Here is a 16,188-nt window from a genome sequence, read left to right on the forward strand (position 1 = left end):
TCAGGCTCCGCCGTTATCGGTGGGGGTGTCCTCGCCGTGATGGTGGCTGCCGTGGATGGGGGTGTCGAGCACCATTTGTTTCATGTGTTCCACTTCCTCATCGAGGGGTTCGATGGTGACGAAAAGCCCCTCGCCGCATCGGGCCGGTAACGGATTGGTTGCCAGGTTCCGTTCGATCACATGGCGGAAATTTTTGCTGCGGAGGGTGGGTTCGCCGGTCGCGATCTCCCCGGCGGCCGGGTCGATGGGGTCGCAACGCATCACGACCGGGGTGACGACCTGCAGTTTGGCCAGGCAGCTGTCAGGATGGAAGGAAGGCAGCTCGAAACCGATGCCGGGGGTGACCAGGTCGGTGCCGGGGACATAGTCCAAGGTCTTGATCATGCCGGTGGTGTGGTCGAACTTGTGGATGGCCCGCACCCGCCAGAGGATGTAGCGGGTGTCGGTGGTGCTGTTGCGGCTGCCGTAAGGTGCGACTTCGTCCCGGATGACCTCCATGGCGAAGACGGCGCCGTCGTTCATGGAGGGGACGGTGCCCATGAGCGGGTTGGCGGGATAGGTTTCCGGACCGCGGCGGCTTTTGGAAATCAGATAGTTTTCCTGGGGGAACGCGACGATGACCGGATCGTTGTCGCCGATGCTCACTTTGACCTGAGGTCCTGCGGGCACAGCCAGCCCGACCAGGGTCAGCCCTTGTGATTCTCCCCGGCAATTAGGGTGAATGAGCGTCGTTTCCCGACCGCCTTCGGAAAAGGTGGCGGCCGAGACGGGCAGGCTGGCCAGGAGCAATAACGGGGCGGTGATGGCGGTGTAAGCGATGGATTTCATTGTGTTTGTACCCTCTGGTTGATTGTGCGGAAAAACGCATTAGGTGATAAAGCAAATTGCATGCCGTGAAAAACACCAGAAAATCCAGTCAGTTGGGAAGACGCAATGTGCCCTTGTGTAGCATATGCCGCATGTTTGCGGCATATTCCACGTTTTCCATTTCCGCGCATCCGCATACACGGCCTGCAATCTATTTGAATTCAATGCGTAAGAAAAATTGGACCGGATTTTGCCAGATAGAAATCCAGGGCGTGGCTGCCTTGGCAGCCACCCATTACAGCGTAAACCTTGAATGAGGGGGAAAATGAAAAAAAGATATGTGTGGCTTCTGCTCGGGCTCGGATTCGGCCCGGCGCAGGCCAAGGTTAACTGGATCGAAAAACCGGTGGAGCATCCGGCGATTCCTTTGCTGGACGAGAACGGGCGGCATGTGCTCGAAAGCGGCATGCCCTACAGTCCCAGGAAGAGCTGCGCCGGTTCCGGCTGTCACGATTACGACAAGATCACCAGCGCCTACCACTTCGAAATGGGGCGGGACGAGGCCCGCGACGATTTCGGCAAGTTCAGTTCTTTCCTGGGGGCCAAATCTCTGGTCAGCCCCGGTTGGTTTGGTGGTTTCAACTGTATGGGGGGCAGCATTCCCACCTTCCTGGCGAACAAGAAAAACGGCTACAAGGAAATGATCCGGGACTACGGGGCCGCTGGTTTCATCAACTGCTCCAGCTGCCATGTCGGCGGCGGTTTCGGCGAGAAGGACCGCGAAGGCATCCGCTATACGGACCGTGATCCCAACACCATCCCGCTTTGGGACGGTGACTACTACAACCGCGGCACCGACGAGAACAACCAGAAGACCGACAAGAGCGTGGTGGCCAAATGGGACTGGCACAAGAGCGGCCTTTTGGAAGCCGACTGCATGTGGTGCCACATGAGCCCCGACGAGGTGAATCTGCCTGACGAGCGCATGTCTCTGCGCCGCGGCATCATCGGCGCCTACCGCAACGCCCGGCGTGAGTTCATCAGCGGCGGCTGGTTCCGTTATGCCGCCAACACCGCCTGGGAATTCGTTCCCACCGTTGACGGCAAACAGATCCTGACCATCGAGCGGGATTGGCGCGAAGGCGGAGAAAGCTACGACCTCAAGACCGGAGAGGACGGCAACCCGGTGATCCACTGGAATCCGGAAGCCTTCGATGAGAACGGCCGTGTCCACGTCAAGATGTTGCGCTTCCCGGAAAGCGACAACTGCATGTCCTGCCATCTGACCAGCAACTCGCGCCGCGGCTTCTACGGCTACGGCGACAACGCCCGCATGGAGCTGGGCGAGGACGGCACCCTGGTGGAGGATTACCAGGACGACGTCCACAAGGGCAAGGACCTGGCCAAGTACTGGCACGGCGAATCGCGCATCATGGACAACTGCAACGTCTGTCACAGCCGCGCCTACCTCAAGACCCGGCATGAAAACGTGAATCTGGACCAGGACCACAACTTCATGAAGGGCAATTCGGATATGGACATCCGCAACGACCTGGATTTCTCCGCCGATCTTCGCACCTGCGAATACTGCCACGTGGAAGGCAGGAACCCGCGCGGCGAGCCGGCGGTGATTCCTTCAGGTCAGGACACCCTGCTGGCGGCCCACCTGGAGCGCTGGAAGAACAGCGGCTACATGACCGGCTATAGCGAGCAAAGCCTGAACCGGGTGGTGCAGACCCACTTCAACGTCCTCAATTGCCAGACCTGCCACATCACCGGCAAAAAGGGACGGGGCGGTAAGCCGCTGCAGATCATGTACCGCTACCGGGACGACGTGGACCAGAAGCGCAAGATCATTCCTTACAATCCGCGCCTGCGCTATCTGTGGATCGACACCACCACCGGTTGGACGTTGACCCGCTACGAGCGCGGTCTGGTGGCCAGACAGCAAGTGGATGAGAACGGCGAACCGATCAAGGACGGCGGTAACTTCGTCTTCGACATCGTCGACCCGGAAACCGGCGAAAAACTGCCGGGAACGGTGCTGGGGCGTGTCTCCCATGGCAGCATCCGGCTTGGAGACCCGACGGACGCCGACGGTTACCGCTCCCTCAAGCGCGCCTATGACAAGCTGATGCAGATGCGTCACGGGCCGCAGTTGCAGGGAAGGACACCCGACGTGAAGATGGTGTGGCTCGAGTCCAACGAGTACATCATCTCCCACAACGTCCGCCCGGCGGTCGATTCGGTTCCCTGCGGCGACTGCCACGCTCAGAAGCAGGACGGCTCCTACAGCTCGCTGCTGAAGGAAGACGGCATCCTGGGATCGGGCAACCGCAAGGATGTGACGACCCTGCCGGATCCGAAGCTGGTGGAAGAAGGCGTGGTAGTGCTGGGAATGCCCTACATGCGCATCGACGGCGATGGCAACATCTATGAAAACGAGAAGGACATCCTGTTCACTACCCTGGTGAATCCGTTCATGACCGTCAACGACGCGCCGGAAAGCCGCTTCTTCGGTGGTTTCCTGCGGAAGATGCCGTTGAAGCGGGTGACGGGGCTGAGCGGTCTGCCGCCGGAATTGGTCAAACAGTACGGTCAGCGCTATGGCGAGGACACGCCGCTGTATGCCCTGGTGCCCCGCTATGGCAAGGCATCCCTGCGCAAGACCATCGTCGCCCTGCCGGTCAACACCGTGACCGATGCGGTGGCGCCGAAGTGGCGTGCCGAGCTGTTGCTGTTCCCGCGTTCGGCCGAGCTCAAAAAACTGCTGAACGACCGCGGCTTCGGTGACCTGGCCTCCGATGTGATCCATGTCAGCATGCTGGACGATCACAAGCGGGCGATGACCGATCTGTTCGGCAACCGCCTGATCGTGAAGCTGCCTTACCGGGGCAGGGCTGGAGACGTCAACGGCATCGACGTGTTGATGTCGGTGGATGGCCGGGAAATCCACCGCGTCGATCCGCAGGACATCGTCGACTTCGTGCCGGCGACCCAGGCGAGTGGCGAGCGGCTGCCAGGCTCCCAGGTGTCCAATCCGGACCTGGACGTGCAGGATGGCTACGTGATCTTCCTGGCTGACCAGCCCGGCTTTTTCGCAGTAGTCGATCGCTGACGGCAAGGGGGGGGCAGGGGTGTTTCCCCTGTCTCCCTTTCTTTATCTACAATTTCCGCAGACCTCTAGGAATTGATATGAAGAAGAAACTATTGCCGATTTTGATGGGCGCTTTGCTGGTCCCGACTGTATGGGCGGATGTACGTATTGAGGCAGAGCGTTCCGTGGTGGGAGAGAATGACGTGCTGGAAGCCCGGTTACGTTTTCCCGCTCAGGACCGCGGGGATCTGTATGTCGCGGCAATCGTCCAGGGTAATCTGCTGTTCTTCGGCGAAGACGGCAAGCTCCACTCCGCGCCGGTTCCCTACAAGCGGGACGGTCTTTTCGATCAGGGACAGGCAGAGACGATTCTACGTTTTCCAGGCGTGCTGATTACTCCGGGCCGCTACCGTCTCTATGCCGCTATCACCGATACCGGGGCGGATATCTTCGACACCTCCCGTTGGCACGGCCCGTTGGCGCGGCAGCTCTTCATCGTCAACGAACCGCCGGAGCGGTCGCGGGATTTCGACGGCGACGGCTGGCCGGACGATGACGGCAATCACGACGGTTTTTCCGATGCGGATCACGATTTCGACGGCTGGCGAGATGACGACGCCGATCACAATGGCATACCGGACGGCGAGGAATCCGGCGGCGATGACCAGGGTGGTGCTGACCATAGTGGGCACGATCATGGCGGAGATGATGATGGTGGGCATGACGATGGTGGCAATACGGGTACGGGTGACACTGGCGGCAACGTCGCGACAGGCGCGTCCTTGTATGGCGCAAATTGCTCCGGTTGCCATAGCCCTGATCCCGCCTCTGACAGGAAAGGGGTGTTGATGGGCGCCGATCCCGCGCGGATCCGTGGCGCCATCGCCTCCAATAAGGGCGGCATGGGCTTTTTGGCCGATGTCCTGAGCGATGCGGACATTCAGGCGATTTCCGACTTCATTCGTTCCAAGCGCGGCGGCTGAATGTCCTTAGTCCGAAACTGCCTTGATTTCAGGGGCCCCCAAGCGGGGTCCCTCCTTTTGTGGAGGAACAAAATGTTGAAGACACTCTGGTTCAAAACGGCACCCTGGCTGGCCGGGGCAGGGATTGCGGGCGGCCAGGCGGGCCTGGCGACCCGCTGCACGGTTCCCCAGCAGGGCGTCTGCTCCGGCTGCGGCAGTTGCGCGGTGGTGGTCGCTTCCCTGGTGACCTGGGCAGTGGTGGCCAAGAAGCGCCGCGGTGGGGATTTCTATACCGTGACCACGGAAGAAAAACGCTGAAGTTGCGATGCGCCGCTTGTTGGCTGGGGTGGGAATGCTTGTTTGCGGCAGTGTGGGGGCGGCCAGTCTGAGCGCTATGCTGGAAAGCAAGTTACAGGTGGACAACCGTTTCAACGCCAGCCCGCGGATCCTGGGAGAGCTATGGGGCGATGCCGAGCTGCTTGAGCCGGGCCGTTGGCGCGCCCATGCTTCCTGGGCCGGCCGTCTTTCCAGCCTCAGCGACGACAGCGGTGGCCGTCTGTATCAGGCCTTCTGGGAGGGGCTGTGGCCCAGGTTCCAGGGAACGTTGCGGCTGGGGCGGTTTCAGCGGGCCGATCTGGCCGGGTTTTACCTGCTCGATGGCGGCCAATTGGACTACCGGCTGGCGGGGTGGCGGGCGCAATGGTACGGCGGTAGGCCGCTGCGCCTCGATCACGTGCGCAGTATCGAAGGCGATTCGGTGTTCGGCGTCACCCTAGAGCGCGACGAAGCGAAAGACCGCTGCTGGCGGGGATTCTGCTGGCAGGGTTACCGGACGGTCTTTTCCTATCAGGAATTTCGCAATCATCGGCTGTCCCGCCGCCTCCAGGGCACCGCCTCGGTGCGGGGAAGCCGGGGTGAGGGGCAGGCTTGGGAGGCGGCCTTGAGCGCCACCTACCGTTTCGACCGCCGCCGCTTCGAGGATGTTTGGTTCAACGGCTTCATCGACCTGACGCCGGCCTTGCGCTTCCGCACCAATTACGAGTACTACCGGCCCCGCTCGCCGTTTCCAACCTTTCGGGAACGCTTCGTCAGCGCTTACGCTCTGGGAGAGCAGAGTCTGTTCCGCGCCGAACTGCACCACCATCCCCGGCCGTCGCTGCATTATTACCTGGGGGGGCAGCGGGCCACCAAGGCGGACGGTTTCGACGGTTACGGCCTGATCGGCGGAGGGGATTACCGCTGGCGCGACACCGTCTTCGCATTGCGTTACGATTTCCTGGAAATCGGCTACGACCGCGCCCACAGCGGCTACGGCCAGATCCGCCATGCCTTCAGCTCCCGTCTGGAAGCGTGGGTCAATGGCGCCGTCCGGCGGGAGGAAAAACTGCTTTACGGCGTCAACTGGGTCCGGGGCGGGGAGGCCGGTTTCCGCTACCACATCGGCAGCGGCTGGACGGTGCAAACCAGCCTGTCCTACATCGCCAACAGCCAGCGCCGCGACGATTACGTCGGCGTGGTGCGGGTGATCTACTACCTCGACCGCTTCCAGCCCAAGGGGAAGACATGCGTCTGGTCCTGTTGACGCTGTTGCTGTGCTGGTTGAGCGGGCAGGCCGCCGAAACCGCCAAGGAAAAGCGTTGGTGGGAGAAGCGCGAGGCGCGCAAGCCGGATATCTACTTTCCCCACAACGTCCACATGGCGGTGATGGAGCAGGAAGGGGACATGTGCATGCTGTGCCATTCGTTCCAGAAGACCGAAGAGAAGGACCCCAAATTGCTGCAGGATCTGAGCGCGGTGGTCAACGAACCGCTCAAGGCGGTGTGCCACGACTGCCACGTGGTGGAACGGCGGGCCCCGTGGCGCTGCGAGCTGTGTCATCCCGACAAGACCAAGATATGGCCGGCCGATCACAATTTCGGTTATGTCCAACATCACGCCACCGCCGCCCGGCGCGATGAGAACGCCTGCCGCGAGTGCCATCTGGAGCTGTCCTTCTGCACCGACTGCCATTTCCGCCGCGAGATCTCCGGCATCGGTTATCATCCCCTCGGCTACATCACCCTGCATGGCATGGAGGCGCGCGCCATGCCCGCCAACTGCGGCCGCTGCCACAACAACTTCTACTGTGACAATTGCCACCGGAGGCGGCGATGAGATTCAGGTGGCTGTTGATCATGCTGCTATTGGCCGCGGGCGCGGCAGCCAAGGGACGGGATGTTTCCTTGGCGCAGAATCAGGTGCTTCTGACCGAGCGCCATGAAGGCTGGGGCAAAGCCCGCTGTCAGGCCTGCCACGTGCTGTCGCTGATCCACAAGAACGCGCCGCATATCCGTGGCATCGTGCGGGACAAGGGGTTTGACACCTGCACGGGTTGCCACGGTGACAACGGTACCGGCGCCAGGCGTCCCTGCCTGGTGTGTCACAACGACCGCGATCTGCCGCTGTCCCCGCTGCAGACCGGCACTCATACCCACGATTTCGATCGTTTTGAGGACCGCCCCCTGACCGATCAGGACTGTCTGGTCTGTCATCAGGCGGCCGACATGGACGGGGTGTGGGAACGGAACGTGGACCTGACACGGATTCCCGACGCCACCGGCCTGGCCGATCCCTACCGCCACGAATCCGAGTTCTGCCTGCGCTGCCACAACCGCGACCATCAACAGCCCGGTTTCGCGCTGCGCGGCCTCGATTACCGCGATCCCCTGATCGCCATCGAGGACGACTGGCGCCATATTGATACCCACGGCTACCCCAAGGGCAGCGGCCAGCGCACCTACGCCGGCCTGCGTTCTCCTTACCAGTATCCGGAGGTGCTCGCCTGCACCGAGTGTCACGCCATGCATGGCACCGACAATCCCAAGCTGATCATCGACGACAGCCGCAAGGGTGCCTTCCTGCTCCCATTCCGCGATGCCGGGATTCCGGTGCGGGTGTTCAGCGACATCGGCGATTATTCCCAGTTGTGCGTGTTGTGCCACCAGATGGAAACGCCGGTGGAAGACGCCCTGATCGATACCGGCAACGGCCTGTACGGCGTCCATCAGGTCGGCACCAATTGCACCTTGTGTCACACCCACGGGCGGGCGGCCCAGGTGGGATTATGAGACGGCTTCTGGGGGCACTTGCGCTGATGCTGGCTTCCGTGGCGGCGGCGGAAAAGCCCAAGGTGCCGCCGCTGCATCATCTGGTGGATATTTCCGTGCCGGATTCCATGCGGGTCGATCCTGCGCTGCCGCTTCCCGCCGACCGCAAGCTTACCTGTCCGGTGTGCCACGGCATCAAGGACATCGACAAAAAGGATTTCGACAAGGTGGACAAGGACGATCCCGGTTTCCTTCGCGGCGGCCCCTACCGGGATCTGACGCAGTTCTGCTTCCGCTGCCACAATCAGGAAAGCCACCAGCGGCCCAACATCCACGCCATGCTGGACGACAAGGGCGAGATCAAGAAGGACCATTGTCTCTATTGCCACGAGAAGGTGCCGGAACGGGACCGCCGCTACCGCCTGGAGGAGGTTCGGCTGCGGGCGCCGCCGGACAAGCTGTGCTGGGGGTGCCATCTCAAGACGCCCCACCTCAACGCCCTCGAGCATCAGGTGAAACCTTCGAAAAAGGTGAAAAAACAGCGGGAAGCATTCCTGCGCGACCATCCGGAGGTGATCCTGCCTTTGACCAGCGACGGGCGGGTGACTTGCATCACCTGTCACACTCCCCATCCGCCGGGGGTGATCCGCAAGGATCTGCCGGCGGCCCATCAGGTGGCCACCGCCAAGGTGGAGGAGGGACCTGTTTACGGCGACAGCCCGTGGGAGAAGGTCATCGCCGAGGACAAGCGGGAACGGTTTGCCGAGCTGAGCCGCAAATACGGGCGGCCGCTTACGTTCCGTTATCGTCAGATTCAAAAAGAGGCCCTGTTGCGTCTGCCCGCCAAGGACGGGCAGCTGTGCCGGGCCTGTCACGTGTTCGATCAATGAGGAGGTCGTGATGAGAACCTTGTCCATCTGGCGCCGTTGGCAGGCGGTGCCGAAAATGCAGAAATTCCGTTATGGCGTCATCGCCGCATCGTGCATCGCTTTCCTCGGGCCGCTGGCGTTTCTGCCGCAACTGGTAGGCAACGAGGACCTTTGCGGGGTGCTGTGCATGCGCCGCTTTTATCTCTATTTTCCCGGCATGAGCTTCGAGGATCTGTGGATGCACGTGTCGGTGGCCTGGATCGGGGTCATCGCCTTCTTCACCATCATTACCGTAACCTTTTTCTTCGGCCGTATCTGGTGTTCCTTCCTCTGCCCCGTGGGCGGCTTCAGCGAGCTGGTGAGCCGGGCCCTGGGGGAACGCTGGAAAATCGATTTCCGTTTCCTGCCGCAGGTGCCGATCCGCTACGGCTATCTGGCCGCCTATATGGTGCTGCTGCCCATGGCCGGGGTGAGTGCCTGCACCCTGTGCAACTTCGTCACCGTGCCCCGCTTCGTGACGGCGCTCACGGGAGGGGCCGCCGGTCTGGCCTTCATTTTTTCCACCATCGGGCTGGCGAATCTGGCCATGTTGCTGCTTTTGGGATTCTTTTCCGAGAAGGGACGGGCCTATTGCCAGTTCATGTGCCCCATCGGCGCCATCGACGCCCTGGTCAACCGCCTGGGCGCCAAATTGCGCATGACCTACCACATCCGGGTGGAGCGCAGCCGCTGCACCGGTTGCAACGAGTGCGCCAAGGCCTGCATGTGCGGGGCCATCAAGATGGTGGACCGCATCGCCACCGTGGACCAGACCTCCTGTATGTCCTGTCACGACTGCGTCGACAGTTGCGAATGGAACGCCATCGAATGGACGCCGGGACCGCGTCAGAAGACACCCAAGCGGATCAAGAAGGGGATTCAGATCTTCCCCGAACCCCAGTGGGAAGCCTTCGCCCCCCGCAGTTCCGTGGGAACGGTGGACTGGAGCCGCCTGGTCAATGGCCTGATCATCACCTTTTTGTTGTCTTTCATCGCTGTCACTTCATGGTCCAACTGGTTCTGATTCTCACCGCCCTGTGGGCCGCCGGCGCGGCGGCCCTGGAGCGCCACGCCGATCCGGACGGCTGCCTGACCTGTCACAGCCTGCCGGGATTGGAATATTTCGACGACCACGGGGTGCGGCGCACCGCCACCATCTTAAAGGAGGCCTATTACGGCTCCCTGCACGGCAGCGTTCCTTGCCGCGATTGTCATCGCAAGATCCGCGACTATCCCCACGATCCCAAAAACGGTTATGTGGACTGCTCGTCCAGTTGCCACGTGGAGGAACCCTCGGAGGGCAAGCGCTTCAGCCACAAGGACATCGTGGAGGAATTCAAAAAATCGGTCCACGGCATGGGCAAGAAGGCGGGGTGGACCAAAGACTTTCACGGCGGCAACCGCCTCGAGGAGGTGGAGACCCAGCAGAATCCCTCCTGCCGCTATTGCCATTACAACGAGCCCTACATCCCCCCCCACCGCCTGGCCCAGTTCATGGAGGCGTTCAACCATGTGGACACGGGATGCGGCAGCTGCCATCAGGGGGAGGTTTGGCGAGATCAGTTCGGCGGCCACATCCTGCGCCGCCTGATCGGCAAACATTATTCCAAGAACGACGCCAACGCCTTGTGCATCCGCTGCCACGGCGACCACGAGAAGATGAAGGCGGCGAAGATCCGCGATCTGGAAACCGGTGAGCTGAAACCGTCCACACCGCGTTTCGTCTTCGCCGTGGACAGCTATGCCAAGTTCCTTCACGCCCGCCTGCTGGAGGTGGGGGTGGAGGACGGTGCGTCCTGTATCGACTGCCATGCGCCGGAAGGCGAGGGTTTCCGCCACGGCATCCTGTCTCACCGCGATCCCAAGGCCAGCACCCATCCCGATCATCTGGCCGATACCTGCGGCCAGTCCGGCTGTCACGGCGACTACGCCAAAAATCCCTTGAACCGCGGTTTTCTGCTCACCGACATGCACGATATGGCCTGGGTACCGCGGGACCGGGTCCAGAAGGCCGGCTTCGACCTTGAAGTGGTGAAGGATTCTCCCTGGTGGACCGTGGTCTGGGTCCTGGGGCCCCTGGCGGCGCTGTTCCTGGTGGGCCAGGCGCTTTGGTGGCTGTGGGAGAACCGCGACGAGGCGGTGCCGATCCTGGGGGGGTGGAAGTTCCGCACCATCATGCTGGAGATGCCCGCACCGCCCGCCTGGTGGCGGCGTTTGTTGGGCACCCGAGACGAGGAAGCGACATTGGAACCCGGGGGCGGAGACCTGGACGATCATCTGGTCATCCTCTACGGCTCCCAGACCGGCAACGCCGAAGGGGTGGCGGAGAACCTGTTCCATTTGGCCGAGCGCTGGCAGCTGCCGGTCCGGCTCATCGACATGGCCGAACTGGAGCCGAAGGAATTGGCGCGGTTCCAGTATTTGTTCGTTATCACCAGCACCCAGGGAGAAGGAGAACCGCCTCTCAACGCCCAGAACCTGCACCGTTACCTGAAGGAGCTGGCTGGAAAAAACCACGAAAAGCCGTTGTTGCCGCACCTGCACTATGCGGTCTTCGGTCTCGGCGACAGCAGCTACACCTATTTCTGCCAGTGCGGCAAGGACTTCGACGCCTTCCTGGAAAAGCTGGGGGCCCAGCGGGTACTGCCGCGGGTGGACGCCGACGTGGACTACGAGGAGCCTGCGGCCGAATGGCTGGCCAAGGTGATCGAGACCTACCGCAGGCTGAGCGGCCACGAAGGGGTTGAGCCGCCGCCGGAGGAAGTCCCGGCGGAAACCGGCTATGGCAAGCAGCGCCCCTATCCGGCGCCGGTACTGACCAACCACAACCTCAACGGCCCTGGTTCGGCCAAGGAAACCCGCCATATCGAATTCTCCCTGGAAGGCAGCGGGCTGAGCTACGAACCGGGGGACGTGCTGGGGGTGTATCCCACCAACCCGCCGGCCTATGTGGAGGACTTGCTCCGGGTGTTGGGGTGGAGCGGCTATGAGGAAGTGGAACTGGCGGGGGAGCGTCTAAGCCTGCGGGAGGCGTTTTTCAGCCGTCTGGACATCACCTCCCTGACCCGGCCGCTGCTGGAGAAATACGCCGAGGCCACCGGCGCCGAACTTCAGCCGCTGTTGGCTGACGCCAAGTCGCTGGAAGACTATCTCTGGGGGCGGCAGTTGATCGATCTGGTGGAGGACTATCCGCCGAAGCTGGATCCCCAGGCTTTCGTCGCTCTGCTGCGCAAACTGCCGCCGCGGCTGTATTCCATTTCCTCCAGTCCCCGCATGCATCCCGGCCAGGTTCATCTGACCGTGGGTGTAGTGCGTTACCACAGCCACAGCCGTGACCGCGAGGGGGTCTGTTCCAATTACCTGGCCCGGCGCCGGCCCGGGGAGACGGCGCCGGTGTTCGTCCAGGTCAACGACCATTTCCGTCTGCCCCAAGACGGCGGCACCGACATCATCATGGTGGGTCCGGGAACCGGCATCGCCCCGTTCCGCGCCTTCTTGGAGGAACGGGAAGTCAGCGGCGCTTCGGGACGCAACTGGCTGTTCTTCGGCGATCAGCACCAGGCCACCGATTTTCTCTACGCCGAGGAATGGGAAGACAAGCGCAAGCGAGGCGTGCTCACCAGGTTGTCGCTGGCGTTCTCCCGTGACCAGGAACGGCGCATCTACGTCCAGCACCGGATGCAGGAAGAGGCGGCCGAGCTGTACGCCTGGCTGGAAGGCGGCGCCTACTTCTACGTCTGCGGTGATGCCTCGCGGATGGCCAAGGACGTCCACCGTACCCTGGTGGAGATCCTCATGAGCCAGGGGGGGATGAGCGAGGAAAAGGCCGAGGCGTATCTGAAGATGATGGAACAGGAAGGCAGGTATCAGCGGGATGTCTATTAAGCATTGGATCGGCTTTGTTGTCCTGGGATGGGCCTGGGGCGCGGCCCAGGCGCAGCCCGACTATGTCCGGGCGGTGGAACAGGCCCGCCCCGATGCGGAAACCCTGACCAAGGCGCGGGAAAAGGTGAAAAAGCACAAAGATCTGAAGATCCGCGACGATATCGACGCCACGCTGCCGCATTTTCACCGCCGCACGCAAGAGAAGGTGACGAGGGGCGAGACCTTTTGCCAGCGCTGCCATCTGCCGTTGCCCCATCAGAAGTCCGTGCGCACCCGGGCCTTCCTGAACATGCACAGCCGCTTCATCGCCTGCGCCACCTGCCACTACCGGCCCCAGGCCAAGGCGCTGGACTACCACTGGCTCGACTACCGCAGCGGCAGGGCGGTGGCGGGGGAGGGGCGGCTGCGCACCGGGACCGACACCCCCGCCAGCAAGCCTCTCGACGGTTGGGTGAAGATCGCCCCCTTCTCCGGCGATGAGCCGGTGGTCCCGCTGCCGCAGGAACCGTGGGCGGAGGCGATCGCCCGCCGCTGGCGGGAAGGCGACCTGGAACAGCGGGCCGAGCTTCAGGCCCGGCTGCATCTGCCGCTGGAGGAGAAAGGTCCCAAATGCGGCGATTGCCATCAGGAGGAGCGGCCGTTGCTGGACCTGGAACGCCTGGGCGCCTCCAGGGAGCAGGCCCGTCTGGTCTATCGCCACATGATTCCGCAGTTCTTCGGCCGTTACCGGGACGAAGATCAGAAGATCCGCATCATCGACATCACCCAATGAGAACCGTTCTGCTGTTGCTCCTGTGGTTGCCTCTCGCCTCCTCGGCTCTGGCCGCGCCGTGGCCCCGGGTGGTCGGGCGGCAGGTGATAGGCGATCTGCCACAACCGGCGGCGGTGGCGGTTTCTTCCCGGGAGCCGGCGGCCCTGGATGCGGAAGGACGGCTGTGGCGCTGGCCCGCCGGGGGCGGTGGCAAGCCCGTGGTGCGGGAATACGGTTTCGACCGCCCCCTGGGGCTGGCGCCTTTGGACGGCGGCTGGCTGGTGGCCGACACCGGCCACGGACGTCTGGTCTGGGTGGGTGGTGACGGAGCGGTAAAGCGCCGGTGGCCGTTGACGCTGCCCTGCCCGGAGGCGGAAACTCCTTGTGCGCCCAAGACGCCCCAGCCGGTTTCGGTGGCGGCGGTCGCCGATGAACTGGTCTGGAGCGACCGCAATCATTTGTTATGCCGCATCGACCGGGACACCGGCGCGCTGCAAAGCTGTGTCGGCGGTTACGGGCGCATGGAAGGGCAATTCCAGTACCCCTTCCAGATCGCCGTCGATGAGGGCGGTTTTTTGCTGGTGACGGACGTGTTGGGCGGGCGGGTGCAGATGTTCGACCGCAAGGGGCGGTATTTCGCCCAGTTCGGCCGTTTCGGCATCGACCCGGGTGAACTGTACCGGCCCAACGGCATCGCCTTCGATCCCCAGCACGCACTGGCTTTCGTCAGCGATGCCTACTTTGGCACCATCACTCTCTTTCATCACGGCGAACCTTTGGGCCGGTTGGAGGACGCCAGCGGCCGATCCGTCGCCTTCGATACGCCCAGCAGCCTGGCTTATCGAGACGGGAAGCTCTATGTGGCCGAGACCGGCGCCAGCCGGATCGTGGTGCTCGAGCTGGCTTTCGATGAGCGGGAACCGGCTGCCGTCTCCGGTTCCAATCTCTCCGTCTCGCAAAAGGACTGCCTGCTGTGCCATCTGGAGTTCGCCAAAGAGGCGCCGTTGGAAATCCGAGGCCCCGACGAGCTGGGACAGCTGCCGGTGGCCCGGTTTCGGATGTGCTACAGCTGCCATCATGGCCCGGTGGTGGATTCGCGCCGGATCATCCGCGCCGGGGCCCAGCATCCGACCCTCTACGATCCCGAATTGAAGCGGAAGAAACGCCCCTGGCCGCGGGAGGACGAGCTGCCGGACGTGTTTCCGATCACTGAGGAACACCAGCTCACCTGCACCAGTTGCCATACGCCGCATACCGCCAAGATCGAAGGGACGACTCTGTATCCCGATCACAAAAATCCCTGGTTGCGGGTTCCCAATCCCGAAGGGCGGTTGTGCGAACGCTGCCACGAATCCAAGGCCAAGGGGGCGCGCGATCCCGACGATCCCCATCACGGTGTCAATCATCCCTTGGGAATCAGGTTGCGGCCACCGCCCCATCAGGGCGCGCCGGGATATCCGGGCGACCCGGATCTGACCCACGGCCTGCCCGACAGCTTGCGGAAGGCCGGCGGCATGCTGGGCCCGGACGATGCCCTGGTATGCCAGAGCTGCCATCAGATCCACGGCGGCGTCAGCGACGATCTGTTGTTGCTCGACGACAGCCGGGCCCAGCTCTGCCGCCAGTGCCATAAGCGCCAGTTTTCCCGCAGCAAGAAGGAGGCCCGACGCAAGGGCGTCCATCCTGTCAACGTCAAGCCGGAGGAAAAGATCGTCCGCGACGGCAAGCGGGTTCGTTTCGTCACCTGCGGCAGCTGTCACCCGGTCCACGACGGCAAGCCGCAAACGCCGATGCTGCTGAAGCCCGCCGAGTCCCTGTGCCAGGACTGCCATCCGCGCCAGCACGCCAAGGACAAGGACGACGCCCGCCGGAAGGGGGTGCATCCGGTTAATGTGACGTTGGAGGAACCGGTCACCATCGCCGGGCGGCGCTGGAAAAAAGTCGGTTGCCTGACCTGTCACTCGGTTCACCGCGGACGTCCCAACACCCCCGCGTTGGTGGAGGATCATCATGACGGCCAGTTGTGCCGCCACTGCCATGCGGACAACAGCCCGGTGCTGGGCAGCGACCACGATCTTCGCATTACGGCCAAAGACAGCCACAACCGTTTCGACGAGACCCCGGCCCAGGCCGGGTTGTGCGGCAGTTGCCACACTTTGCACCGGGGCAAGGGGCGGTGGCCTTTCCTGTATGCGGCTAAAATCGTCGGCCATCCGCAAAAACCTGCCCAGGAGAGCGATACCAGTGCATTCCGGCGCGATCAATTGTGCCTCAACTGCCATCAGGATCATCCCCAGGCGGTGGCCAAGGACAAGGTGGTGAAATTCTTCAGCCACCCCCACAAGGACATCGTGCTGCGTTCCGACCCCGACAAGATGCCGCTGCTCGATGCCAGGGAGCAGGACAGCGAAACCGGTGCCATCGGCTGCACCACCTGTCACGATCCTCACGTCTGGACCCCCAAGCACCGTCAGGCGAAATCTCCGCCGCTGGCGGCCAACCGCAAGAACCTGGAGGGCGACCCCCACTCCAGCTTCCTGCGCCAGCTGCAACCCCAGAAGACCTTCTGCCTGGGATGCCACGGCCTGGAAGTGCGGGAAAAGTACAAGTATTTTCACGATGATTTCGTCCGCGGGGTAGTCGATTATCTGCAATAATTCCGGCCTATCTGAGTCCTTTGGGAAGGAGGTGA

Annotated in this window: 12 protein-coding genes; 11 read left to right on the forward strand and 1 reads right to left on the reverse strand. The window is 62.6% G+C overall.

Annotation, left to right across the window (positions count from 1 at the left end):
* A complete protein-coding gene (locus MCIT9_RS05565) occupies positions 1-828 on the reverse strand; it encodes a hypothetical protein (protein WP_317706416.1) in 828 nt (275 codons plus the stop codon).
* 304 nt (positions 829-1,132) lie between these two features.
* Here MCIT9_RS05565 and MCIT9_RS05570 point away from each other — a divergent pair, with 304 nt between their 5' ends.
* From MCIT9_RS05570 to MCIT9_RS05620, 11 genes are all read left to right on the forward strand, one after another.
* On the forward strand, positions 1,133-3,925 hold the full coding sequence (locus MCIT9_RS05570; RefSeq protein WP_317706417.1) for a cytochrome C: 2,793 nt from the start codon (positions 1,133-1,135) through the stop codon (positions 3,923-3,925).
* Between the two features lie 77 nt (positions 3,926-4,002).
* Positions 4,003-4,887: a c-type cytochrome gene (locus MCIT9_RS05575; RefSeq protein ID WP_317706418.1), complete on the forward strand. Its 885-nt coding sequence runs from the start codon at positions 4,003-4,005 to the stop codon at positions 4,885-4,887.
* 72 nt (positions 4,888-4,959) lie between these two features.
* A complete protein-coding gene (locus MCIT9_RS05580; protein WP_317706419.1) occupies positions 4,960-5,184 on the forward strand; it encodes a hypothetical protein in 225 nt (74 codons plus the stop codon).
* Positions 5,185-5,191: 7 nt separating this feature from the next.
* Positions 5,192-6,448 (forward strand): hypothetical protein, encoded by a 1,257-nt coding sequence (locus MCIT9_RS05585; RefSeq protein ID WP_317706420.1) that lies wholly within the window; start codon positions 5,192-5,194, stop codon positions 6,446-6,448.
* Positions 6,430-7,020 (forward strand): hypothetical protein, encoded by a 591-nt coding sequence (locus MCIT9_RS05590; RefSeq protein WP_317706421.1) that lies wholly within the window; start codon positions 6,430-6,432, stop codon positions 7,018-7,020. The genes MCIT9_RS05585 and MCIT9_RS05590 overlap by 19 nt, the downstream gene beginning before the upstream one ends.
* Before the next feature lie 20 nt (positions 7,021-7,040).
* Positions 7,041-7,973, forward strand: coding sequence for a cytochrome c3 family protein (locus tag MCIT9_RS05595; protein ID WP_317706422.1), 933 nt, complete (start codon positions 7,041-7,043; stop codon positions 7,971-7,973).
* Positions 7,970-8,842: a hypothetical protein gene (locus MCIT9_RS05600; RefSeq protein WP_317706423.1), complete on the forward strand. Its 873-nt coding sequence runs from the start codon at positions 7,970-7,972 to the stop codon at positions 8,840-8,842. The genes MCIT9_RS05595 and MCIT9_RS05600 overlap by 4 nt, the downstream gene beginning before the upstream one ends.
* Positions 8,843-8,852: 10 nt before the next feature.
* Positions 8,853-9,884 (forward strand): 4Fe-4S binding protein, encoded by a 1,032-nt coding sequence (locus tag MCIT9_RS05605; protein WP_317706424.1) that lies wholly within the window; start codon positions 8,853-8,855, stop codon positions 9,882-9,884.
* Positions 9,866-12,745 carry an assimilatory sulfite reductase (NADPH) flavoprotein subunit gene (locus MCIT9_RS05610; RefSeq protein WP_317706425.1) on the forward strand — a complete coding sequence of 960 codons (2,880 nt, stop codon included), beginning with the start codon at positions 9,866-9,868 and terminating at the stop codon, positions 12,743-12,745. Before MCIT9_RS05605 ends, MCIT9_RS05610 begins: the two co-directional genes overlap by 19 nt.
* Positions 12,735-13,517: a hypothetical protein gene (locus MCIT9_RS05615; protein ID WP_317706426.1), complete on the forward strand. Its 783-nt coding sequence runs from the start codon at positions 12,735-12,737 to the stop codon at positions 13,515-13,517. Before MCIT9_RS05610 ends, MCIT9_RS05615 begins: the two co-directional genes overlap by 11 nt.
* Complete coding sequence (locus tag MCIT9_RS05620; RefSeq protein WP_317706427.1) at positions 13,514-16,153, forward strand: NHL repeat-containing protein; 2,640 nt, start codon at positions 13,514-13,516, stop codon at positions 16,151-16,153. Before MCIT9_RS05615 ends, MCIT9_RS05620 begins: the two co-directional genes overlap by 4 nt.
* Positions 16,154-16,188: the final 35 nt, after the last annotated feature.

Source organism: Methylomarinovum caldicuralii (assembly GCF_033126985.1).
Taxonomy (GTDB): Bacteria; Pseudomonadota; Gammaproteobacteria; order Methylococcales; family Methylothermaceae; genus Methylohalobius; species Methylohalobius caldicuralii.